This window comes from Candidatus Sordicultor fermentans (assembly GCF_012728195.1).
GTDB lineage: Bacteria > Atribacterota > Atribacteria > Atribacterales > Caldatribacteriaceae > Sordicultor > Sordicultor fermentans.
The window spans coordinates 1-23,690 of record NZ_JAAYFP010000014.1 but is presented as its reverse complement, the minus strand read 5'-3'; the positions used below and the strand labels follow the sequence as shown (position 1 = coordinate 23,690).

Below are 23,690 nucleotides of genomic sequence, written 5' to 3'. Positions count from 1 at the left end.
TGACAACGGGATCCATCTTAAATAATTATCACCATGAAGGTTTATAAAATTTCTTTTATAGGAGAAAAAACAACAATATTGCATGTATGAAGTGACTTTATTGCTTATTTAACCGCGGAGGGGTATTTTTCAACCAGCCTCAGTGATATTGACATTGATTAAATTCTATAGTACTCTTAGGAAAATCCGGAGCAATTTGAGAATAAAGTGAGGAAAAAGCCTGGTAAATCGGGTATGATTTCAGAAGAAAGAAGGCTAAAAATATTAGAAGTCCTGGATGAAAAAAGGACGGTAACGGTTAAAGAGCTAAGTGGTATTTTTGGAGTAAGCGAAGATACTATTCGTCAGGACTTAAAAACTTTAGAAGAACAGAGATTATTACGCAGAATTTATGGTGGAGCTACCAGAATAAAAAGGGGAGTAGTAGAACTTCCTTTTACTCTTAGAGAGATAACCAACCGAGAAACTAAAGAATTAATTGGCAAGAAAGCAGCTAAACTCATAGAAGATGGAGATTCAGTGGTTTTTGATGCCAGCACTACTGCTTTACAGGTGGCAAGGAATATTAGCCCCGGACTGCAAATCACCATTCTTACCAGCTCTCTTGATATCTGCATAAATTTAGCTCAAAACCGAAATTTCAATATTATTTCTACTGGCGGAACTTTACATCCCCCCTCTTTCTCTTTTGTAGGTCCTCAGGCAGAAAATGCAGTTCGTAACTACCACGCTGATAAACTTTTTATAGGAACCAAGGCTATTTCAGTAGACAAAGGATATATTGCTGATGCTTTTGAGCTGGAGGCTCACTTGAAAAAAGTTATGATCGAATCAGCCCAGGAGGTTATACTGGTAGCAGAGAGCAGGAAGTTTGAAGAAGTAGCTTTTTTTAGAGTATGTAAGTTAGATTGTATTTCTAAGATAGTTACCGATGGAAATATAAACGAAGAAACGTTAATGGCTTTAAGAGATTTGGGAGTTGAAGTTTTGATAGGTAATGGTTAACTGGTAAGGACTTTTTACGATTTAATTTTTGATCAGAGTTTTCGGAGATGAGATTATTAGTTAATCCTCACTCCCGTTTCTTGAAAGCTATTTTCTTGGAAGAACCGGATAGAGGTTGCTAGAAAAAAGGAGGTGATTAAAAAGATTTGAGTCATAGTTGCTAAGAGTCGTTTAGCTGATGTTGGTAGTAGTTTGAGTCTTGAAATCGGTGTTGGAGAGGATTTTTAGAAATTAAATCAAAAAAGGAGAAAGCGGGAATGAAAAAAATAACAACATTGTTGTTAGTTGTTTTTTGTAGTTTGATGTTTTTCCCTCAGGCTATCGCTATAGGTCAAACGATTGCTGCAGATGTTCCACGAGAAGAAACATTAATAATAGACCAAATAACTCGATATTCATATCCAAACAACTATAACTTATGGGTTGCGACTGTTCCCAACCATATTAGGCAAACTTTCATGTTCGATACTTTATGGTACGTAGATCAACTAACTGGAGAATGGATAAATTCATTAGCGGAAGATAAACCAATTTACAATGAAGACTGTTCCCAAATGACTGTAAAATTAAGGGAAGGAATATTCTGGAGCGACGGTATTGAATTAACAGCAGACGACTTGGTATTTACGGTGGAATATTTACTGAAAAATGCGGGAATGAGGTGGAGTGCCGAACTTGGTCAATATGTAGAAAAAGTTTATAAAGTAGATGATTACACCGTTAACTTCGAGCTTAAAAAACCGAATCCCAGATTCCATTATATCTTTACAGTTAGATTTGATGGGTTATACATGATGCCAAAGCATTATTGGGAGAATGTTGCCGATCCTATTACAGATAATTTCTATCCACCAATTTCCTTAGGAGCTTATGTTTTGAAGAATGCTGATCCCTCGGGCTATTGGACGCTATATGAGAGAAGAGAGGATTGGCAAAGAACTTCTGCTGGAATAGCTACAAGTAAGCCAGGTCCCGAATATATAATGAGCGTTTTTTACAATACGTCTACTGCTAAAGCGATGGCAATGGAGAGAAACGAATTAGATTTACTCATGGATTTAGATACGGAAACTTTTATCGAGATAACCAATAAAAACCCAAGTGTCAGATCCTGGTATAAAGATTTCCCTTGGGCTTTTCCTGACGAAATTGATCAAAGGTCCATTGGTTTTAACCTAGAGAAATATCCTTATAATCTGAAAAATGTAAGATGGGCACTTACTCTCTCGCTTGATATTGTGGAATTAGAAACAAACTATATGCAAGGAGTTGCCAGAGTCAATCCTATAGCTCAGCCTGCCACTTCTTATCACATGGAGCACTTTCATAAACCAATGTTACCATGGCTTGAAGAGTTAGAAATAGAGATAGGAAATGGTGAGACATTTAAACCTTTTGATAGTAATGTTCCTTTTGAAATTGCTGAGTGGGCAAGAGAAGAAGGCTATGACGTACCAGAAGAACCGGATGATATTATACAGCTCTGGGGAGTTGGCTGGTGGAAATATGCACCAGAAATTGCAGAAAAACTACTTATAAACGAAGGGTTTACAAAAAACGAGCAAGGCAAATGGTTGCTTCCCAATGGAGAAGCATGGAAAATGACAATCATTGCTCCACCAGATGAGGTTGATGCTTATAGACAAGCTCTGTGGGCGGCAGATAATTGGAGAAAATTTGGCATAGACGTTCAAATAGAATCCTTAGAAAGAGAGCCGTTTAACGTTAGAAACACAATAGGCGATTTCGAAATTACGACTCAATGGAGCTTAGGAGGTGCTGCTAGCGCTTTTATTGATAAATGGCCCTTTATACAATCCTACCATTCAATATACTATGCACCTACTGGTGAGAGGGCTACAGGAGCTATAATGAGCAATCTGATAAGAGTAAAATCAGAAGAGTTAGATTCTATAATAGACCAACTCGAGGCAACTCCTCCTGATGATCCAGAAGTTTTGGAATTATCAACAGAATATTTGAAGACGTGGGCGGAAAATCAATTTACCATAACTACAACAAGTTTTAAAAAATTCATCACTTTCAACGAAACGTATTGGACAAATTTTCCCACAGCTGAAAATCCTTATGGACAACCCCTTTATTGGTTTACAGGTGGTAAATTTGTTTTCCCTTATATCGAGAAAAAATAATCTATTGAAAATCTAAATCTTATCAGGAGCTTTCAAAAATTAATTTTTGAAAGCTCCTGATATTTTTGTTGAACTATTCCGAGTTTTTGGTAGTCGTAATTTACGACGAGGGGTGAAGAATATCATGAAAGGGTTTATAAATTATCTTCTACCCAGGATCATTCAATGGTTTATAGTTATATTTGTTGGGATAACCGTTGCTTTCATAATACCACGACTTTCGCCGGTTGATCCTGTGGAAGCTGTTTTAAACAAAATGGCAGGATATTCTATAATGAATCCCCAAGCGGTGAGTGAGCTTAGAGAAACCCTAGAAGCGCTGTTTGGAACTGATAAAAATATTTTTGTTCAGTATACCGAATTCTGGGGTAGATTGCTAAAAGGAGATTTAGGGCCCTCTTTATCAATGTTTCCAGTACCGGTAATTGATATCATCAAAACGTCACTTCCTTGGTCGGTTTTCCTGCTATTGTCTTCTACTATCATTGCTTGGTTATTGGGGATTTTTTTGGGTACGATGATTACTGTAAATTCTAAAAAGAAATGGGCAAAATTGTTAGAAGGGCTAGTGACTTTTTTGTATCCAATTCCTCATTATATTTTGGCTTTGGCGCTTTTATTCTTGTTTGCTTACTTATTTCCTGTTTTTCCTTTAACAGGAGCATATGGGATCGGCTCAATACCTGAGTTTAATCTGCGTTTCATAAGAGAAACTATTAAACATTCTTTTCTTCCGGCTCTCTCAATTATCTTAGTCTCACTCGGTTGGACAGCTCTCAGCCAGAAAGCATTGGTTTCCAACTTACTTTCTTCAGATTTCATGAAATACGCAAAAATTGGAGGAGTGCCAAAGCAAACCAGGTTTTTCTATTTAATAAGCAACAGTGCTCTTCCTCAGGTAACAGATCTTGCTCTTTCTTTAGGAACTATTTTCAGTGGTTCCTTGATAGTAGAAGTCGTGTTTTCTTATCCAGGGCTTGGTCAGGTCCTTCAAAGCGCTATTCTACAGGGAGACTATAATACCATAATGGGAATTACAGCTTTTTCTATAATTGCCATTGCCACTGCTGCCTTAATTTTAGATCTTATATATCCGCTCTTGGATCCAAGAATAAGGAGGGGTTAGAGGGATTATGAGTTTAAAATCTATAGTAAACTTTATAAAATATGACAAGAATCTATTGTTTGGAATAATATTGCTTTCGATATCTTTGTTGTTAATAGTGATATCTTTCATTTCAGATTATAATCCATCAACGTATTTTATTTTTTCCAAGGATAGTCCACCTTCGCTGTCTCATGTAATGGGGACTACTTCTCTGGGCCAGGATGTTTTTTTGACTTTAACGAAAGCCCTTTCAAATTCGCTGTTAATAGGTATCTTATCTGCTCTTATTTCCAGAATAATTGCTGTATTCATTGGCTGTTTTGGTGGATATAGAGGTGGAAAAACTGATTGGATTATTTCTGTTATTACTGAAAGTTTTATCGTTGTCCCCAGACTTCCCCTTTTAATATTAATAGCATTTAGCTTTAAACAACAATTGGATCCTTTAACCATGGGTCTTATCTTAGCCATTCTTGATTGGGGGTGGCCATCTAAAAGATATAGGTCTCAAATTCTATCTTTGAAAGAAAGAGAGTTTACTCAAACTTCCAAGTTTTCGGGAATGGGGGACGTAGAAATCATTTTTAAAGAACACACCCCTTTTTTAATTCCCTATATAATTGTTGATATTATTAGCGGAATAATATGGGCGATAGGGATGGAAACTACTTTATCCATTCTGGGACTATTTAACTTAGAAATACCCACCATTGGAACAACACTCTACTGGGCAAACTACTACAACGCTATGTATAGAGGGATATGGTGGTGGTGGGGGTTTCCGGTTATTGTGATGATTGTAACAATCTTTGGGCTATACTTGCTATCGGTAAGTTTACAGAACTATTTGGATCCTACTACTAGAATTCAGCGAATTAAAGTTTTGTGAGAGGAGTTAAGAATATGGACTCCGTAATTAGTGTAAAAAACTTAAAGTCTTATTATGTTTCAAGTATTTTCGGTAAAAAAATTACTGTAAAGGCAGTTAATGATGTTACATTTGATATTTTAAGTGATGAAATAGTCGGTATTGCTGGAGAATCTGGTTGCGGAAAAACCACTCTTCTCAACGTTCTTTTAGGAATAGTTGAACCACCTTTGCGAGTGTTTGATGGGGAGGTGCTTTATAGTTTAGGTAAAAATGGAGATATAGATATTTTAAGGTTGGACGAAGAAAAAAAGCTTCAACTAAGGTGGCAAGTTGTTTCTTACATTCCTCAAGGATCTATGAATATTTTAAATCCTATACGTAAGATTAAAAAAATATTTTTTGATTTTGCAAAATCAAAAAAAAATCTAAACAAAAAAGAATTTGAGCTTCTTTTAGATCAGCGATTAGAGGACTTGAAGCTTCCCCTGAGAGTTAAAGATTCTTATTCTCACCAACTTTCCGGAGGAATGAGGCAAAGAGTTGCAATCGCATTAGCTACGATTTTTAAGCCTAAAATTGTAGTTGCTGATGAGCCAACTACGGCTTTGGATGTGGTGATGCAGAGGGATATAATAGACCTCTTGGGCGAAATACATGAAAATGAAAAGAACACCATGGTTTTAGTTAGTCATGATCTGTCAATTCACAGCAATATGAGTGACAGGATTTTCATAATGTATGCAGGAAAGATTGTGGAAATAGGAGAAACGGAAGAAATTTTTGAAGAACCTCTCCATCCTTACACTAAGTTTTTGATTAGTTCGTTACCAAGAATTGGAGATAAGAGCCTTAAGGAATCGGTTCCTGGAAAACCGCCTTCTTTATCAGATCTTCCAGAAGGATGTTCTTTCCGTGAAAGATGCCCGTATGCTATGGATATATGTGAGAGAGAAATACCCGATTTAGAGTGGAAAACCAGTGACCATGCTGTTGCTTGTTTTCTGCATAGGGGGTGAAAAAATATACAATATGAATGAATTAAAGTTAATTAATGTATCTAAGCTTTATAAAGTAGGAAGCTACTTGAGTAGAACTTATGTAGAAGCTGTTAAAAATATCAACTTAGAGTTTGATATGAACACACCTTTTATTTTTACATTGGCTGGAGAAAGTGGAAGCGGTAAGTCTACCCTTGCCAAGCTCGTTTTAGGTATCGAAAAAGTCACGTCTGGAGAATTAATTTTTAATAGTAAAAACATAGATAATATGGAAAAACAGGAAAGAAAAAACTATCTAAAAAATGTTCAGCCTGTATTTCAAAATCCTTTTGAGACATTTAACCCCTTAAGAACTGTGATTTCTTATTTGTATACCACAGCTATTAAGTGTGGTAACATTTCCACTCCCGGCAAAAAAGAGGAAGCTCAGGCAATTGTGCAAAAAAACTTAGACAGGGTTGGGCTTTCTTATCAGGAAGTTGAAGGAAAATATCCCCACGAGTTTTCTGGTGGGCAGCTACAAAGGCTTTCTATCGCCCGGGCTCTGATTCCATCGCCGAAGCTATTGATTGCTGACGAACCGGTTTCCATGGTAGATGCCTCTCTCCGGATGAGCATAGTTAACTTATTTAAAGATTTAAAAGATAAATATGGTGTGAGCATTATATACATTACCCATGATTTAGCTACTGCATATTATATTAGCGACTATATCGCCATAATGTTGAGAGGGCAAATAATTGAAAGAGGAGATGTTGAAAATGTTTTAATGAGACCATTGCATCCATATTCTCAGTTACTAAAAGAATCTATTTTGCAACCGGTGCCGAATAAGCGTAGAAAAGGTAGAGCTAGAAAAGCTTCCTTTGAAGTGGAGGAATTTAATTTGCCAGGTTGTAAATTTACTGAGAGATGTTCTTTTGCTGAGGATATATGCAGGAGAGAAAATCCAAAAGAATATTATGTGGAAGGCAGAACAGTTAGGTGTTTTCTTTATGAAGGAGAAGAGTCCTCACCCTAAAAAAGTATTTCAGATAAAAATTCATGTTAAATTAAAAAGGAGGATAGGCAATGGCCACTTGTTTCAAAAACATGTATTGTAACTACTCTACAACTCCACTGGCATTAAAAAACGGGAGACCAAAATTTTCATGGGTTATTGAGTCTGATAAAAGAAGAAGTAAACAAACTGCTTTTCAGCTTATAGTTTCTTCATCTCCAGATTTAATGGAAGAGAACAGGGGAGATATGTGGGATACGCAAAAAGTAGAAAGCGGTGGAAACTATTGTTATTACGAGGGGAAAGAACTGGAAAGCTTCCAACGATGTTACTGGAAAGTCAGAGTGTGGAACGAAGATGGAAATGCGAGCGAGTGGAGCAATGCCTCCTGTTTTGAAACTGGACCATTGGAGAAAAAAGATTGGAAAGCACAGTGGATCGCTAAAAAGGATTTAAAAACATTTGAATCTGGCGGTGATTACGATACTGAAAGTTATAAACAATATTACGCATCTTTTTTTAGAAAGTCTTTTGAGTTAAAAAACGGTGCAAAAAGCGCGAGAGCCTATATTAGTGGATTAGGATTTTATGAACTGTATTTGAACGGGAAAAAGATAGGGAACAATGTTCTTGATCCAGGGCAAACTGAGTATTCTAAAGAAGCACTATATAGCGCATATGATATAACTGATTACCTTAGCTTAAAGAATTGTGTAGGCGTGATTTTAGGAAATGGAAGATATATCGAGCGCTATGGCTATTCAAAACCCAGATTGATATTGCAGATTTTAGTTGAATATGAAGATGGGAATAAGGAATTTATATTTACTGATAACTCCTGGAAATCTTCTCATGGCCCTATACAAGAAAATGGAATATATTACGGGGAAAAATATGATGCGAGATTAGAGATGCCCGGTTGGAATACTTACCATTTTGATGACACTAACTGGGAAGAAACAGAAATAGTAAGCGGCCCTGATTTGAGGTATCAAGACATGCCTCCTATTAGAGTTACCAGGGCTCTGAAGCCTCAAAAGATGTATTCTATAGAACCTGGTGTATATATATACGATTTTGGGCAAAACTTCACCGGGTGGGTAAGAATAGCAGTAAAAGGTCCCGGAGGGACAGAGGTAAGGATAAGACACAGCGAATTGGTTAACAAAGATGGTACTTTAAACACCGCTACCATCCGAAAAGCAGAAGCCACTGACACTTATATTCTCAAGGGTGAGGGCCTTGAGGCTTATGAGCCTAGATTTACTTATCATGGTTTTAGATATATAGAGGTAGCGGGGTTCCCAACGGTTCCAACAATTGAAAGTGTAGAAGGCTGTTTTGTCCACACCGACGTTGAAAAGGCCGGTGATTTTTACTGCTCTAATGAGCTTATAAATAGGATTCACAACAATATATTGTGGGGTCAGTTGAGTAATCTTCATAGTATTCCCACGGATTGCCCCCAAAGAGATGAAAGGTTTGGATGGATGGGAGATGCACAACTTTCTGCTGAAGAAGCCATTTATAACTTTGATATGAATCTTTTTTACGAAAATTATTTGCAGGAAATAAAATTGTCTCAAAAAGAAGATGGCTCTATCCCGGACGTTGTTCCCGCTTATATAAAAATTTATCCCGCAGATCCTGCCTGGGGAAGCGCATACATAACTTTAGCCTGGTATTTATATGAGTACTATAAAAATGAACAAGTGCTGAAAGACCATTTTGATTCCATGAAAAAATATGTTGAGTTCCTGAAAAATAACAGTGAAGACAATTTAATAAAAAAGCTGGGCAAATTTGGTGACTGGTGTCCTCCTGGTGCCATATCTCCTAAAAAAACCCCTGTTGAGGTTACCTCGAGCTGGTACTATTATAACGATGTATACCTGTTTTCCAGAATTTGCGAAGTTTTGGGCAAAGAAGATGAAGCAAGATATTACTCAGAGTTATCTGAAAAGATAAAGAATAGTTTTAATAAGCATTTCCTGAAAAAATATGGTTATGAAACCAGGATGTTTGGGCCGGTTGATAGGTTAATTTCTCAGACTTCTCAAATTCTGCCTCTGTATTATGAAATGGTTCCCGGGGACAAGAAAGAATTCGTTTTAGAAAGACTAATAGATAATATAGTGGAGCATCAGGATTCTCACGTTGATACAGGTATAGTCGGGACCAGATATCTCTTTGACGTTTTAAGTGAAAATGATCATGCAGACCTTGCTTTCAAAATTATAACTCAAGAAAGTTACCCGAGCTGGGGATATATGATTAAAGAAGGAGCTACCACGGTATGGGAAAGGTGGGAAAAGTTAGAAGCGGGAGGCATGAATTCTCAAAATCATATAATGTTGGGTAGCGTAGATACCTGGTTTTATAAATACCTGGTGGGACTCTCTTTGACAAAACCTGGCTGGGAAGAAGTAAAGGTAAAACCCCATTTGATTGGCGATGTAAGTTTTGCTTCTGGTAAAGTGGAAACGGTAAAGGGGGAATTTCTGGTTTCCTGGGAAAAGGCGGAAACCGCTTTTAAGTTATCGATATTTATTCCCTTTGGTTGTGAGGCCAATATTTTCATACCCCGGTTGTGGAAAGAATACGTGTTAAATGAATCTGGTACATTGTTAATAGATAATGGTAAAAAACAGGATAACTTCCAGGAGAGCAAAATAAAATTCGAGGGAATCGAAGAAGATAGCATAATTTTAAACGCAGGTAGTGGTCAGTATTATTTTGAATTAAAAAGTAAATAAATATTTCAGAAAAAAGGAGACATATTAGTGCTATACCCGAGGAAATTAAGTGAACTATCAGAAGAGCTTTTCAGAAATCCCACCAGTGAATATCGAGGAGCGCCGTTCTGGGCCTGGAATACAAAGCTCACCAAAGATGAACTGCTGGAACAAATTGATAATTTTAAGATTATGGGAATGGGAGGGTTTCATATCCATTCCCGTACCGGTCTGGCTATTGATTATTTAGGTGAAGAATTCATGGATTTGGTGAAATCCTGCAATGAAAAGGCCAAAGAAGAGGGGATGCTATGCTGGCTATACGACGAAGATAGGTGGCCATCGGGCTTTGCCGGTGGATACGTTACAAAAGATAGCCGATACAGAGAACGTTTTTTGGTCTTCACTCCTTTTCTATATGAAAATATGGAGGAAGAAATATCACATTTACTTCCGGGAGGAAGAACAGTTAAAGGTAAAAATAGGAAATTGCTGGCCCGGTATGAGGTGACTTTAGAAGATGGTTATTTAGTTTATTACCAGAGGTTAAAAGAAGAGGAAACGGGAAAACAGGGAAAAATCTGGTATGCTTATTTAGAAATATCGGGAGACGACCCCTGGTTCAATAACCAAGCCTATGTTGATACACTCAATCGGGAAGCAATTGAAAAATTCATCGAGGTAACTCACCAGAGATATTACGAAGTGTTGGGTGAAGACTTTGGCAAATCTATCCCGGCTATCTTCACTGATGAGCCCCAATTTATGAGAAAAGACTGTTTGAGCTTTTCTGAAGAAGAAAGAGAAGTGATTCTTCCTTTCACAGATGATTTAGAAGAAAGTTATTATGAGATATATAATCAAAGCTTGTTAGACCACCTGCCAGAGCTGATCTGGGAGTTACCAGATAATAAAACTTCTCTCGTTAGATACCGTTATCACGATCACGTAACAGAAAGGTTTGTTCAGGCTTTTGCTGACACTATTGGAGAATGGTGTGAAAAACATGGGATTATGTTAACGGGTCATATGATGGAAGAATCGACTTTGGAATCGCAAACTGCAGCTATAGGAGAAGCTATGAGGCCACTCAGGTCTTTCGGGCTGCCTGGAATTGATATGTTGTGTGATTGGAGAGAATTCTCCACTGCCAAACAAGCTCAAAGCATAGCTCATCAATACGGTAGAGAAGGAGTTTTAAGTGAGATATATGGAGTTACCAACTGGGATTTTGATTTTAGAAGTTACAAGTTAGCAGGTGACTGGCAATCTGCATTAGGAGTTACTGTTAGAGTTCATCATCTCACCTGGGTATCAATGGAAGGAGAAGCAAAGAGAGATTATCCTCCCAGTATTGGGTATCAAGTTCCCTGGTATAGAGAGTATTCTCTGATTGAAGACCATTTTAGCCGCTTGAATACGGTTCTCAGCCGGGGAAAGGCCGATGTTAAGGTAGGAGTTATTCATCCTGTTGAATCTTACTGGATTCACTGGGGGCCAAAAGATAAAACTCTACTTAAAAGAGCGGAATTAGAAACCAACTTTAAAAACATCATAGAGTGGCTTTTGTTCGGGCTTATTGATTTTGATTTTGTATCCGAATCATTGCTGCCTTCGTTATCGAAAGTCCAGGAAAGTAATGGTTTTGAAGTGGGGGAAATGTCTTATGAGGTAATAATTGTCCCCCATTGCGAAATTCTTCGCTCCACTACTTTAGAGAGATTAGAGGCTTTCCAGAAAGCTGGTGGGGAGATTATATTTTTAGGCGAGCCCCCCACCCTGGTAGATGGTGTTTTTTCAGATAGGGCAAAAAAATTAGCAGATAAGTCCTCCGTTATTCCTTTTTCCAGGACTAAATTAGGGGAGAAGCTTGATAAATATCGTGATATAGAAATATGGAAAGAAGATGGCACTCCTTCCGATAATTTATTTTATCAAATGAGAAAAGAAGGAGAAAAGAAATGGTTATTTATTTCTCACGTCCATAAAATGAGAAACCCCGATATTGCGAGGTTAGAAAAAATAAAAATAAAGATAAGAGGGGAATGGAATCCTGAAATCTATGACACTTTAACGGGGGAAGTAAAGGAGTGCGCTGCAGAAATTAAAGATGGAAACACATTAATAGAATACGAATTTTATCCTCATGATAGTTTACTGCTGGAACTTACACCGGGGATGCCCGGGGAAAAAGAAGGGCAAAAAAACAGCTATTCAACTACAAGGGAGGTAAATTTGCTCGATCCCGTTTCTTTTTCTTTATCGGAGCCTAATGTGCTTTTGCTGGATATGGCAGAGTACGCATTTGATAATGGAGGTTGGCAACCACAAGAAGAGCTGCTCAGGATAGATAACAAATTTAGAGAAATTCTGAATTACCCTCTACGAATGAGTAGAATAGCTCAGCCATGGACTGATAAAAAAGTAGAGCCATATGAGCATGTGCTGAGGTTAAAATTTGTAGTTACCTCACACATAGAAATAAAGGACCTAAGGTTGGCTCTCGAGAATCCGGAAAATACTAAAATATTTGTTAATGGAGAACATATCGAATCTGAAGTTACTGGCTGGTTCGTGGATAAAAGCATAAAAAAGGTCCCGATTCCAGGTCTCCCCATCGGAGATTCGGAAATTGTATTGGAAATACCGTTTAATTCAAAAACCAACGTGGAATGGTGCTATCTATTGGGAAATTTTGGAGTGGAGGTCCACGGAAGACACACTAAAATTGTAGAATCGGTAGAGAAGCTTGCTTTTGGAAGCTGGACTGAAGAGAGACTGCCCTTTTATGCTGGAAATGTCACTTATCATTGTCTGGTGGAGTGTGATGAAGGAGAATTAATAATTGAAGTACCTCAATTCAGAGCTCCTTTACTATCAATATCTCTGGATGGAGAAGAAAAAGGTAAAATAGCTTTTGCTCCTTATGTGCTGAGCCTGGGCTGGGTAGAGAAAGGGAAACACTCAATTGACATTACCGCCTACGGAAATAGAGTAAATGCTTTTGGTGCCGTGCACAACTGTGACGATACCTATTTTTGGTTTGGCCCGAATGCCTGGAGAACTACTGGCAATCAATGGTCTTATGAATACAGGCTCAAACCAGCGGGGATTCTGATTTCACCACGAGTGTACATTAAAAAATAAATTCGCTTTTGTCTAAAGATTTCAGTTATTAAGACTCGTTAATTAACGGTGTAATTCTAAGCACTACTTTGTAAGAGTAAGAGACAAAGGCGTGGTAGCTTTACAATTGATACTATTTTCTGACTTAACTTAATCTCTATCTTGTTTTGTAAAAGGAATAACCAGTAATTTCTGACCTTTTAGGCCAGCTTGCAAGCAAGGTAAAATTCATTATATTATATGTAGGAGGGCGTTCTGCCTCCTTTGGGATGATTTTACTGATGCAAGTTCTGTGCCTAGAAAAACAAGTACTGTATGCTTTTATTGGTATTTTTGGTCAACTAATTATTCGAGAAAATGACCGAGATCAAAAAAGTAGGGATATAAGACTTAGTGAAAATCAAAGAAGGGAGGTGATTAAAAAAGATTTTGAAGATTGACGGTTGGCAATAGTTTGCTGGTTGGTGTTATTTAGGAGTGCAGTTTTTCGGTCTGAATTTAACAATCAAAATAAAGGAGGTTCCAGTTAGAAATGAAAAAGCTTATTACGATTCTTTTTTTGGTGGTTTCCATGGTTGTTTTCTTTTCAGTAAGTGCTTTTGCTGAAGGATATACAGTTGGTATGGTAGTAAAGAATGTTGGGAATCCTTTCATGGATGCAGCTGGCAGAGGGGGCGAGGAAGCCTGTGGTGAATTAGGTAATAGTTTTATTTTCCAGGGACCGGCTACTCCAACAGTGGAGGGTCAGATTGAAATCATTGAAAACTTAATAGCTCAAAAGGTCGATGCCATTTGTATAACTGCCAATGATTTTGATGCGTTAGTACCAGTTCTCCAGAAGGCTAAAGGAAACAACATAAAAGTAGTATCCTTTGATTCGGCGGTAGCGCCTGGAGGTCGGCATGTACATGTAAATCAGGCAGATGCAGAATTGATAGGTAAGTTACAGGTTCAAGCCATAGCGGAGATGATTGGCTATGAAGGTGAAATAGCTATTCTTTCAGCTGGAGCCACTATGACCAATCAGAATACCTGGATTGAATATATGAAAGAGGAATTGAAAGATCCAAAGTATGAAAAGATAGAATTAGTAACTATTGTGTATGGTGATGACCTGCGAGATAAGAGCTACAACGAAGCCATGGGTTTGTTTAAGTCTTACCCCAACTTAAAAGGCATCATATCTCCTACCACCGTAGGGCTCAGTGCTACTGCTAAGGCCATAACTGATGCCGGCCTGGTGGGGAAAGTTAAGCTTACCGGTCTCGGGCTTCCCAGTGAGATGGCAGAGTGGGTTCACAATGGAGCTTGTGAGGCATTTTTCTTATGGAATCCCATCGATCTGGGCTACCTTGCCTCATACGTTGCCGGGCTTCTGTGTGATGGGACTATAACCGGAGAGGTGGGAGAAGAGTTCTCCGCCGGTAGAATGGGAGATTACACCATTGTTGAGGCAGAAGACGGAGGAACAGAAGTTTTATTAGGGCCTCCTTTCCGATTTGACGCAAGCAACATTGATGAGTGGAAAGACATTTATTGAACTAGATGCAATTGAATGGTGAGCGAGGATGTATTCTCGCTCACCATTTTTAAATGGGATTTCTGGAGGTTGATAGTGTGGTAGATAGAGAAGATAGGTATATACTTGAGCTGAAAGGAATTTCCAAATTTTTCCCCGGTCTGAAAGCATTAGACCGGGTTGATTTTAATCTTCGCGCAGGAGAGATTCACGCTATTGTGGGTGAAAATGGAGCGGGTAAATCTACTCTAATAAAAATTATTACCGGTGTTTATCAACCAGATGAAGGCGATATATTTTATGAAGGGAACACAGTGATTTTTCACAACCCCACAGTGGCTAACCGTTATCAAATTGCTGCTGTTTACCAGCAACCCGCGTCTTTTCCTCATTTAACAGTTACCGAGAATATATTTCTTGGACATCCTATAATTCACCCCACTACCAAAAAACTGATGTGGAAGGAAATGAAAGAAGAAGCAAAAAGGCTTCTCCGTTCTTTAGGCTCTGATATTAATCCTTCGGTGACTATGAGCTCTTTAAGCGTAGCTCAACAACAGATAGTCGAAATTGCCAAGGCTCTTTCAGTTAACGCTCGTATCCTTATTATGGATGAACCGACTGCTTCTCTCACCAGACGGGAAACTGAAGATTTGTATAATATAGCAAGGAAGCTCCGCAACGATGGAGTGTCTATTATATTGATTTCTCATCTGTTTGAGGATGTCTATGAAATCGCTGATCGGGTAACTGTGCTCCGAGATGGAAAGAGTATAGGAACCTGGAATGTTAATGAAATTGATGAAAAAGACCTGATTAAAGCTATGGTAGGGCGAGAAATAAGTCAGCTTTTCCCCAAAAACAAGGTTTCTTTTGGGAAAGAACTTTTGAGAGTAGAAGGACTTTCTCGTCTTGGTTATTTTTCTGATATTTCCTTTTCTCTCCGGGCCGGGGAAATTGTTGGATTTAGCGGGTTGGTTGGTTCGGGAAGAACTGAAGTAGCGCAATCGATTTTTGGCATAGCCCCGGTTGATGCAGGAAAGATATTAGTAGAAGGGAAAGAAGTATCGATTAAAAACCCGATGGAGGCTATAAGCTATGGCATTGGATATCTTCCAGAAGACCGGTTAGAACAGGGTTTGTTTCTGCTTCTGAGCATTAATGATAATATTACGATTTCTATAATTGATCAGCTTACCAATAGAGGATGGCTAAACCCGCCTCGAGAACATGAAATTTCTAACAAGATGTTAGAATTACTTCAGATAAAAGCACCAGGGATTTTCCACCCCGTCAGTTCTTTATCAGGAGGAAATCAGCAAAAAGTGGTGGTTGCCAAATTACTTGCTGCTCGCCCAAAAATATTAATCATGGACGAGCCAACTAAGGGTGTTGATGTGGGAGCAAAAGCTGCTATTCATCAAATCATGTCTGATCTCGTAGCAGAAGGACTGGGTATTATTATGATTTCTTCTGAGATGCCAGAAATATTGGGAATGAGTGATAATATCATCGTTATGCACGAAGGCCGAATTACTGGTGTTTTTTCTCGTTCAGAAGCTACTCAGGAAAAACTTATGGAAGCAGCGGTAAAAGTCGATCGTTTAACTCAGGTTGTGTCGTAAAATTTAGCTTGGATGGTGTAGACCCATGATGGATGAACCTGCTAAAACAAAAAGAGAAGTCACGTTTTCCAGGCTGCTTGGATTCCGGGAATTGGGGATTATAATTTTCATCGTACTTATATCCGTTTTGATTGGTATTCGCAATCCTCGCTTTTTAACCTGGAGTAATTTTCATGATATTTTGATAGATACGGCAGCCCTATCTGTCCTTTCTGTGGGGATGATGTTAGTTCTGGTGACCGGTGGTATTGACCTTTCTATGGAATCTGTGTTAGCTCTAACGGGAATGGTAGCGGGAATGATGGTTAAACAAAATCCCCAGCTTTCTCCACTTTTTATGTTAATACTGGGATTATTATTGGGAGGTCTTCTGGGATCTATTACTGGTTTGATTGTAGCTAAAGGTCGGGTGGTACCGATTATTGCTACTTTGAGTATGATGTATATTTACCGGGGCATTACTTTTATAATCAGCGGAGGAAAGTGGATAAATGCCTACGAAATGCCGGATTCTTTTAAGGGAATAGCGACAGAACGTTTCCTAGGTCTTTCTAAGCTGATTTACATTGTTTTAGTGGTGTACGTAGTTTTCTATTATTTTGTCAATTATACTCATACTGGAAGAAAAATATATGCGGTAGGGAGCAATGTGGAGGCGGCTCGAGTTATCGGAATCAATACTGAATTTATTACCTGGCTGGTTTATGCCATTTCTGGTGCTCTCTCCGGTTTAGCCGGGGTGATGTGGGTAGCTCGTTATGCCTCAGCCCAAAATGATACTGCTTCTGGATTTGTTATGACTATTGTAGCTGCTTGCGTTTTAGGTGGGGTTAGCATTACTGGTGGTGTAGGAACTGTATCTGGTGTTTTACTGGGATCTATCACTGTTGGTATTATTAATAACGCACTTCCCATGATTAGGGTGTCTCCTTTTTGGAAGATGGCCTTGCAGGGTCTTATCATTTTAGTAGCAGCGATAGTGAATATTGCTATTGCTCGAAATATGGAAAAGTCGCAGTTGAAGAGGAGAACAATATAGATGAAATACCGTAATTCTCTTTCTAATAGGAAACTTAACATCGTTTTCAAGTGGGAATGGCTTTTGGTTATATTGATTATTGGGATATCAATTGTTAATGGTCGCCTTTCACCTCATTTCTGGAGCTATACGGGTATCATGGACTCTTTAGCAGTGTTCTTAGAAAAAGGTTTTATGGTTCTTTCTATGACTCTGGTATTGATTATAGGGGATATTGATATTTCCGTAGCTTCTATTGTTGCTCTCTCTTCGGTTTTGATGGCCATGTCTTACAAGCTTGGGCTTCCTATGGCAGTCGCTATTTTAGTAGCCTTGGCTACGGGAGCCGGGTGTGGATATTTGAATGGCTTGTTGATCTCGCTTGTACCTGGCCTATCGGCTATTATTGTCACCCTGGCTGGTTCCTCCATTTATAGAGGAATTGCCTATATTTTGCTTGGTGATCAGGCAATAGGGGGATTCCCCTCCTGGTACTCTTATCTGGCCTGGGGGTATGTAGGTAAAACCAATATACCTTTTGTTATGGTGGTATTTGTGGGGTGTGCCATTATATATGGACTTTTGCTCCATCGCACTGCCTGGGGAAGAAAGGTATACGCTATGGGAATTAACCCGGTGGCCGCCAGATTTTCTGGAGTACCGATAGCGCAAATGAAACAGATTATTTTTACTCTTAATGGGTTAATGGCGGGGATAGCAGCTATTTTTCTAACTTCCAAGTTAGGTAGCTCAAGGCCCAATATTGCCACAGGATATGAGCTCGAGGTTATTGCCATTGCCGTTTTGGGGGGAGTTAGCCCCTCAGGAGGAAAGGGCGGCATAGTTGGTGTATGTTTAGCTCTTATATTGATGCGTTTACTTCGTTATGGTATGGGGCTGGTAAATGTTCCGGGTCAGGTAATGATGGTCATCATTGGAATAGTTCTTGTTGGTGTAGTAATGCTTCCTAATATTTTTAGCTCTCGAGGGGGAAAGAGAAGAACGAAAGAGATTCAATGAATTTTATGAGTGAAGTTAAATATTCCTCCGGGAATATGAAATATGAAAAGTTAAAAGAAAACCTTTTAGCACTGGGAAGAGTAATAGTTGCTTTTTCGGGGGGAGTGGATTCTACTTTTCTTCTCTGGGTGAGTAGAGAAACTCTGGGAGAAAATGTCTTAGGGGTCCTGGTAGATTTACCTTTTTTACCCCGCCGAGAGAGGGAAGAAGCGGAAAAAGTTGCCCGGGATTTAAGACTTCCTCTTAAGGTCATAGAAATTTCGGGAGAAGATGAGCCCCTCATCTGGCGCAATACCAAGGAACGCTGCTATTTCTGTAAAAAAAGGATGATGCGGGAACTGTTAGCTCTGGCACAAAAAGAAGGCTACGCTTGGGTAGTAGATGGAACCAATCAAGATGACGAGGGGGATTTCCGTCCTGGTTTTCGGGCTACCCAGGAGTTGGGAATCAGACATCCCCTTTTAGAGGTAGGATTTACGAAATATGAAATCCGGGAGGTTTCTCGAGAGCTTCACCTTCCCACCTGGGATAAGCCTGCCTCTTCATGTCTGGCTACGCGCATTCCTTATGGGGTGGAAATAACCCTTCCTCTACTGCATCGAATTGAACAAGGAGAAGAACTTTTACATAACCTGGGCTTTTCTCTCTCGCGCCTGAGGCATCACGGTGAGGTGGCTCGTTTAGAAATATCGCCAGAAGAATTTCCTCTCCTTTTAGAAGGGGAGCTGAGGCAAAAAGTAGTTTCTGGTCTGCAAGCTCTGGGCTACACTTTTATTACTCTGGACTTAGAAGGGTATCATTCCGGGAGCATGAATAGACTTAGAAGCGATTAAGTGTAGTATCGGGAGAAATAAGTTTTGCCAGTCTCTATAAAGTAATCAATATCCTCTTTCTTTATCCAGTAGTGGGTAACCAGGCGAAATTCTCCCTCCCGGGGAAGATTAATTTTTATGTTTTTCTCCTCTAAAAACTGGATAAATTCTGGTGGGGAAAAGCGTTCTATCTCTACGGTGAAAAATACCATATTGATATCCAGGCGGTTTTCTGCTACTTTTATTCCCTCAATTTCTTGTAGTCTCTTGGCTAAGTAACGGGCGTTTTCATGGTCTTCTTGTAAGCGCTTGGTCATTTTCTCCAGAGCTATCAATCCGGCAGCCGCTAAATATCCTACCTGCCGCATACCTCCTCCTAAAAGTTTACGATTTTTGCGGGCTTTCTCAATGAAAGAGCGAGTTCCCACGAGCAGAGAACCAATGGGAGCACAGAGTCCTTTAGAAACACAGAACATCACTGAGTCGCAATAAAGGGCGATTTGTGCTGGTTTTACTTTTAAAAAAGTGGCAGCGTTAAAAATCCTCGCTCCATCTAAGTGCACAGAAATTCCCTTTTCTTGGGCAAATTGATAAACTTCCTGGAGATTAGAAAGAGGAACTACTTTACCAGACGAGTGGGCATTTTCCATACAGATTAGCCCTGTTCGAGGGTGGTGAAGGTCTTCTTCTCGATAGCGTTTTTCTAAATCTTTTATATCTACCTGTCCATATTGGTCAGGAAGAGGGCGGAGCCCCACCCGGGATATTACCGCTGGGGCTCCCACTTCGTGCTCTAAAATGTGGTTACTTTCGGGGATTAATACCTCGTCTCCGCTTTGAGTGTGAGTGAATATAGCTAACTGATTACCAAAAGTTCCTGAAGGGACAAAAAGAGCCGCTTCTTTTCCCATTTTTTCTGCTGCTTTTTCTTGCAACAGGTTTACTGTGGGGTCATCACCATAAACATCATCTCCTACTTCTGCCTGTACCATAGCTTCCAGCATTTCCTGAGTAGGGATAGTGACAGTATCGCTACGGAGGTCAATCCATCTGGGATGAGAAGTAGCCATTTTCATGGTTTATCTTTCAAGGCCACAATATTGAGGCGACAGATAGCTGCTTCTAAGACAGCTTCTAACATCTGGTGGTAAGAAATCCCGGCAAAATGAGCCATTTTAGCTAAGTGCCCATCCCAGCACCATCCGGGGTTGGGATTGACCTCTAATAGCCGGGGCTGTCCCTCTCTATCCAGTCGCCAATCAAAACGGGCATAGTCTCGACACTCTAAGCGCTCAAACAACTTAATAGAGCTTTCCACAATTATTTTCTCGGTCTCCTCCGGTAGTTTACTGGGTAAGGATTTTACTTTACCATAGGGAGAGTCAGGTAGCCACTTGGCTTCGTAACCACAAATGGGGGGAAGCCCGGGAGGAAGAGCACTATAATCTTCCTCGGTAATGGGTAGCACCTGATAGGATTCAGGAGGGTTACCGATAATCCCTAAACTCAAATCTTTGCCAGGGAGAAATTCTTCTACTAAGATGGGTTTATCGTAGCCAAATTTGTTTCTTATTTCCGATACCGCTTCTACAAAATCGTCTAAGTTGGTGGCTACACTTTTCTCGGTTATACCAAAGCTGGAGTCGCCGAAATTGGGCTTAAGGAGAACGGGAAAATCAAAGGGCAATTTAAAAGTGAAATCTTCCGGTTTAATCAAAAAAGCGCGAGGGACAGGAATATTCAGCTCTTTAGCTATTCCCCGAACTAAGGACTTATCATAGCAATAAGCTAAACATTGAGGGCCAGAACCGGTGTAGGGTAGTCCCAGTATATCTAAAAGGGCAGGAACGTGGAGTTCTTGTCGGGCATCGTTATTAAATCCCTCGTCGCAAAGGTTGAAGACCAGGTCTACTTTTCCTCGCAGTCGTAGTAAGTCGTGGAGTAAAGTGCGATGCTGGTCTAAGTAAGTAAATTGGTAGCCTTTCAATTCTCCTAAAGCAGCTTTAAGCTGATTTACAGTATAGATATCATCTTCGTCAAAAACGGTTTGAGGTTTAAGAGGGTCAGGTTGTCCGGGGTCACCCAGCAGCACTACTACTTTTAAAGTAGCTCCTTTTATTCTTTTGGGGTGTGTCCATTCTTTTTTGGCTTCGCCACTCAGGAGAATTCGTTTTTCCATCATTCCCAGGTCCTGGTTACGCTGAGAAGAAGGAACATGCTCTCCGTGGGTGGTAAGGCGGCTGAACCCGGATTTCTCTAAAAGAGATATTAATTCTGTAACTGAATATAGTCTTTCGGCATAGAATTGATCTGCCATTACTCCATTTTCAATGTGAGTTATTATTTCCCGAGAAATCAAGCGTTGTCGATCTTTAGACAGAGATCGCTCCCGCAATACGAATTGTTTTTTACCAATCCATTCCCAGGAGTGAGGTTGAAAATTTTCTCTCAGGTATTCACCGTCGGCCACGTCTATAAATATTTTTCCTCCGGGTTTAAGAACTCTGAAAACCTCTGTCAATACCTTGAGGTCATCTTGAATGCTTTCAAAATATCCAAAGCTATTTCCTAAAATCAATACCACGTCAAAGCTATCAGTGGGGTAGGGTAGTTTGCGGGCATCTCCTTCTTTAAACTGAACACTCAACCCCTCTCGTCGGGCCTGATTCCTGGCTTTTTGGATTAAGTAGTGAGAGCGGTCTAAACCTTTTACCCGGGTGAATCCCCGCCGGGCTAATTCCAGAGAATGTCTTCCCTGTCCGCAACAGAGGTCTAAAATCCGGTCTCCGGGAGAGAGATGAAGAATAGTGGTGATATAATCCACTTCTTGTCTCGTGATGTTCTGGTCTTCTACTACGTCTCCATCGGTTTTTAAGTAAAGAGAGTTAAAAATTCTCTTCCACCAATCGGGTGGGACGTGTTCTTCCAAATCTACAACTGGCCCTAATGACCTGGCCTTTTTGCCCCCGTTTTTACCGTTAGAAAATAGAACTCGTTCAGGCTCCTCTTTCATTTTCCTCCACCTTACCTGGGAGATTTTTTATTATGAAACGATTATAGAAGGATGGTGACAAAAAGCAATACCGGAGAAAAATTATTTGGGAAAATTTTTTAATTCGTAATTTTTGTTTCCCAGGCCAATGGATTCTCCGTAGTTGATTTGTATTTCCCAGCGAGCTTGAGGATGAACATCTAAAAACTTATCTTCCCCGGGGGAAAAAGCTTTTTGCAATCTCGAATTTTGTAATCCTGCCGATTTTTTGATTAAATCGGCAGAGGCTTTATCGATAGCCACAATATCATGTCCTCCTAAAATCCCGATATCAGGTACTAAGCTGGCATCATGCCAGGGAGCACAATCGCAGTCAGGGCTTATTTCGGTGAGAAAATTGATGAAAGCCACTTTTTCTCCCTTGCTCTTAACTGCTCCGTAGGCATATTCTGCCATCCGTTCCTGAAGAGTGGAGATAGAAGAAGACCAAGTAGTGGTGATGGCCTCTTGATTGCAGTAAATAACGCATTCGGCGCAACCAATACATAATTCTTTTTTTACTTTAGCTTTTCGTTTTTCATCAAGATAAAGAGCATTTTGGGGACAATGGTCAATACAGCGCCGACAACCAATACATAGCTCTTCCCGGGGGTCAGGAATAAAAGTTTCCCCATGCTGAAGTTGTTTGCCCACTCGAGAAGCGCCACCCATGCCTATATTTTTTATAGCTCCTCCCAGTCCTGCTTCTACATGTCCTTTAACGTGGGTTACCACTAAAAGAAAGTCAGCTTCTTGAATGGCAGAAGCTATCTTCACACTTTTGAAATGTTTCAAATTTACTTCTACTTCTTGATAATCGCTTCCTCGCAGACCATCGGCAATGATAAGGGGAGCAGGGACAGCTGGATAGCCAAAACCATGGAAAATGGCGGTTTCCAGATGGTCCACAGCATGGTGGCGGAAACCTAAATATAAGGTATTGGCATCGGTTAAGAAAGGTTTGCCTCCTGATTCTTTTACTGCTTCTACGATATAGCGCAAAAAAACCGGTTTTAAGAAACCATGGTTACCTCGCTCTCCAAAGTGAAGTTTCACTGCCACCAGATCTCCTTCTTCTAATCTTTCTTTTAGAAGAGTTTTGGTCAGCCTTTTCAGTTTTTCTAAAACTGAGCTTCGTTCATCATGGGCTCGTAAGTTAACAAAGTGTACCAACGAAGCCATATTCAACCTCCCTTAGTTAGAATTTGGTGAATGTATTTTCCAGTATTCTACCAGTTTTTGGAATAATAACGAAATAGAATCATAAATTCACAAAAGCCAGCAAAAAGTCCATGGCCGGGCACTAAAATATCAACGAGGAAAAGTTTTTCTATGTTTCCTTTTAGGGAATAAGATTGTTTGAAAATTCTGGTTATGTCCTATATTCTCATAAAAATAGAAGGGCGAGCAGCTTTTTTTACGGTAAGCTGCTTTTCATAAAAAAACTTAAGAGAAGAGTGGCTTTTTCCCACAGCAGCTATTAGAGGAAGAAGTAACTGACTTCTTAGGAAGAGATCATTATCAGAGAGCTAAAGGAGACGAAAATAAATCAGGTATCGAGACCGTGAGCCAGTAAAGATAAAAACTAAAGATGAAAAACAGAAGTTTATTATAGTTAACTACAAAACCGATTATGACTTATAATATCTGCTCAGAGCTTCCTTCTCTT

17 protein-coding genes are annotated in these 23,690 nt (G+C 39.6%); 14 read left to right on the top strand and 3 right to left on the bottom strand.

Annotated elements, in window-relative coordinates:
- Positions 1 to 207: 207 nt before the first annotated feature.
- The 14 genes from GXZ17_RS00565 (at position 208) to larE (ending at position 19,011) form a co-directional block, all read left to right on the top strand.
- The gene (locus GXZ17_RS00565) at positions 208 to 1,005 is read left to right on the top strand and encodes a DeoR/GlpR family DNA-binding transcription regulator (RefSeq protein ID WP_409375346.1); all 798 of its coding nucleotides are present in this window, start codon (positions 208 to 210) and stop codon (positions 1,003 to 1,005) included.
- A gap of 257 nt (positions 1,006 to 1,262) precedes the next feature.
- Positions 1,263 to 3,158 (top strand): ABC transporter substrate-binding protein, encoded by a 1,896-nt coding sequence (locus GXZ17_RS00560; protein WP_409375345.1) that lies wholly within the window; start codon positions 1,263 to 1,265, stop codon positions 3,156 to 3,158.
- 124 nt (positions 3,159 to 3,282) lie between these two features.
- On the top strand, positions 3,283 to 4,284 hold the full coding sequence (locus tag GXZ17_RS00555; RefSeq protein ID WP_409375344.1) for an ABC transporter permease: 1,002 nt from the start codon (positions 3,283 to 3,285) through the stop codon (positions 4,282 to 4,284).
- A gap of 7 nt (positions 4,285 to 4,291) precedes the next feature.
- Positions 4,292 to 5,155, top strand: a complete 864-nt coding sequence (locus tag GXZ17_RS00550) for an ABC transporter permease (protein ID WP_409375343.1) — start codon at positions 4,292 to 4,294, stop codon at positions 5,153 to 5,155.
- A gap of 14 nt (positions 5,156 to 5,169) precedes the next feature.
- Complete coding sequence (locus tag GXZ17_RS00545) at positions 5,170 to 6,153, top strand: ABC transporter ATP-binding protein (RefSeq protein ID WP_409375342.1); 984 nt, start codon at positions 5,170 to 5,172, stop codon at positions 6,151 to 6,153.
- A gap of 13 nt (positions 6,154 to 6,166) precedes the next feature.
- Positions 6,167 to 7,156, top strand: a complete 990-nt coding sequence (locus tag GXZ17_RS00540) for an ABC transporter ATP-binding protein (protein ID WP_409375341.1) — start codon at positions 6,167 to 6,169, stop codon at positions 7,154 to 7,156.
- Positions 7,157 to 7,383: 227 nt separating this feature from the next.
- Positions 7,384 to 9,891 (top strand): family 78 glycoside hydrolase catalytic domain, encoded by a 2,508-nt coding sequence (locus tag GXZ17_RS00535; RefSeq protein ID WP_409375340.1) that lies wholly within the window; start codon positions 7,384 to 7,386, stop codon positions 9,889 to 9,891.
- Between the two features lie 27 nt (positions 9,892 to 9,918).
- A complete protein-coding gene (locus tag GXZ17_RS00530; RefSeq protein WP_409375339.1) occupies positions 9,919 to 13,017 on the top strand; it encodes a hypothetical protein in 3,099 nt (1,032 codons plus the stop codon).
- Between the two features lie 260 nt (positions 13,018 to 13,277).
- Complete coding sequence (locus tag GXZ17_RS00525) at positions 13,278 to 13,436, top strand: hypothetical protein (protein WP_409375338.1); 159 nt, start codon at positions 13,278 to 13,280, stop codon at positions 13,434 to 13,436.
- 92 nt (positions 13,437 to 13,528) lie between these two features.
- A complete protein-coding gene (rhaS, locus tag GXZ17_RS00520) occupies positions 13,529 to 14,536 on the top strand; it encodes a rhamnose ABC transporter substrate-binding protein (RefSeq protein WP_409375337.1) in 1,008 nt (335 codons plus the stop codon).
- A gap of 77 nt (positions 14,537 to 14,613) precedes the next feature.
- Positions 14,614 to 16,140: a sugar ABC transporter ATP-binding protein gene (locus GXZ17_RS00515; RefSeq protein ID WP_409375336.1), complete on the top strand. Its 1,527-nt coding sequence runs from the start codon at positions 14,614 to 14,616 to the stop codon at positions 16,138 to 16,140.
- Between the two features lie 25 nt (positions 16,141 to 16,165).
- A complete protein-coding gene (locus tag GXZ17_RS00510) occupies positions 16,166 to 17,179 on the top strand; it encodes an ABC transporter permease (protein WP_409375335.1) in 1,014 nt (337 codons plus the stop codon).
- Complete coding sequence (locus tag GXZ17_RS00505) at positions 17,180 to 18,178, top strand: ABC transporter permease (protein WP_409375334.1); 999 nt, start codon at positions 17,180 to 17,182, stop codon at positions 18,176 to 18,178.
- Between the two features lie 5 nt (positions 18,179 to 18,183).
- A complete protein-coding gene (gene larE, locus GXZ17_RS00500) occupies positions 18,184 to 19,011 on the top strand; it encodes an ATP-dependent sacrificial sulfur transferase LarE (RefSeq protein WP_409375333.1) in 828 nt (275 codons plus the stop codon).
- On the opposite strand, the gene ltaE is transcribed toward larE, so the two are convergent.
- From ltaE to GXZ17_RS00485, 3 genes are all read right to left on the bottom strand, one after another.
- On the bottom strand, positions 19,008 to 20,066 hold the full coding sequence (gene ltaE, locus GXZ17_RS00495; RefSeq protein WP_409375332.1) for a low-specificity L-threonine aldolase: 1,059 nt from the start codon (positions 20,064 to 20,066) through the stop codon (positions 19,008 to 19,010). The genes larE and ltaE overlap by 4 nt on opposite strands.
- The gene (locus GXZ17_RS00490; protein ID WP_409375331.1) at positions 20,063 to 22,003 is read right to left on the bottom strand and encodes a methyltransferase domain-containing protein; all 1,941 of its coding nucleotides are present in this window, start codon (positions 22,001 to 22,003) and stop codon (positions 20,063 to 20,065) included. The genes ltaE and GXZ17_RS00490 overlap by 4 nt, the downstream gene beginning before the upstream one ends.
- Positions 22,004 to 22,084: 81 nt before the next feature.
- Complete coding sequence (locus tag GXZ17_RS00485) at positions 22,085 to 23,203, bottom strand: DUF362 domain-containing protein (protein WP_409375330.1); 1,119 nt, start codon at positions 23,201 to 23,203, stop codon at positions 22,085 to 22,087.
- Positions 23,204 to 23,690: the final 487 nt, after the last annotated feature.

What these genes read in the sequence shown, in the direction of transcription:
- GXZ17_RS00540 (WP_409375341.1), top strand. Translation starts at nt 6,167, where the DNA reads ATGAATGAATTAAAGTTAATTAATGTATCTAAGCTTTATAAAGTAGGA.
- larE (WP_409375333.1), top strand. Translation starts at nt 18,184, where the DNA reads ATGAGTGAAGTTAAATATTCCTCCGGGAATATGAAATATGAAAAGTTA.
- GXZ17_RS00560 (WP_409375345.1), top strand. Translation starts at nt 1,263, where the DNA reads ATGAAAAAAATAACAACATTGTTGTTAGTTGTTTTTTGTAGTTTGATG.
- GXZ17_RS00550 (WP_409375343.1), top strand. Translation starts at nt 4,292, where the DNA reads ATGAGTTTAAAATCTATAGTAAACTTTATAAAATATGACAAGAATCTA.
- GXZ17_RS00555 (WP_409375344.1), top strand. Translation starts at nt 3,283, where the DNA reads ATGAAAGGGTTTATAAATTATCTTCTACCCAGGATCATTCAATGGTTT.
- ltaE (WP_409375332.1), bottom strand. Translation starts at nt 20,066, where the DNA reads ATGAAAATGGCTACTTCTCATCCCAGATGGATTGACCTCCGTAGCGAT.
- GXZ17_RS00490 (WP_409375331.1), bottom strand. Translation starts at nt 22,003, where the DNA reads ATGAAAGAGGAGCCTGAACGAGTTCTATTTTCTAACGGTAAAAACGGG.
- GXZ17_RS00485 (WP_409375330.1), bottom strand. Translation starts at nt 23,203, where the DNA reads ATGGCTTCGTTGGTACACTTTGTTAACTTACGAGCCCATGATGAACGA.
- GXZ17_RS00525 (WP_409375338.1), top strand. Translation starts at nt 13,278, where the DNA reads ATGCAAGTTCTGTGCCTAGAAAAACAAGTACTGTATGCTTTTATTGGT.
- rhaS (WP_409375337.1), top strand. Translation starts at nt 13,529, where the DNA reads ATGAAAAAGCTTATTACGATTCTTTTTTTGGTGGTTTCCATGGTTGTT.
- GXZ17_RS00510 (WP_409375335.1), top strand. Translation starts at nt 16,166, where the DNA reads ATGATGGATGAACCTGCTAAAACAAAAAGAGAAGTCACGTTTTCCAGG.
- GXZ17_RS00545 (WP_409375342.1), top strand. Translation starts at nt 5,170, where the DNA reads ATGGACTCCGTAATTAGTGTAAAAAACTTAAAGTCTTATTATGTTTCA.
- GXZ17_RS00505 (WP_409375334.1), top strand. Translation starts at nt 17,180, where the DNA reads ATGAAATACCGTAATTCTCTTTCTAATAGGAAACTTAACATCGTTTTC.
- GXZ17_RS00535 (WP_409375340.1), top strand. Translation starts at nt 7,384, where the DNA reads ATGTGGGATACGCAAAAAGTAGAAAGCGGTGGAAACTATTGTTATTAC.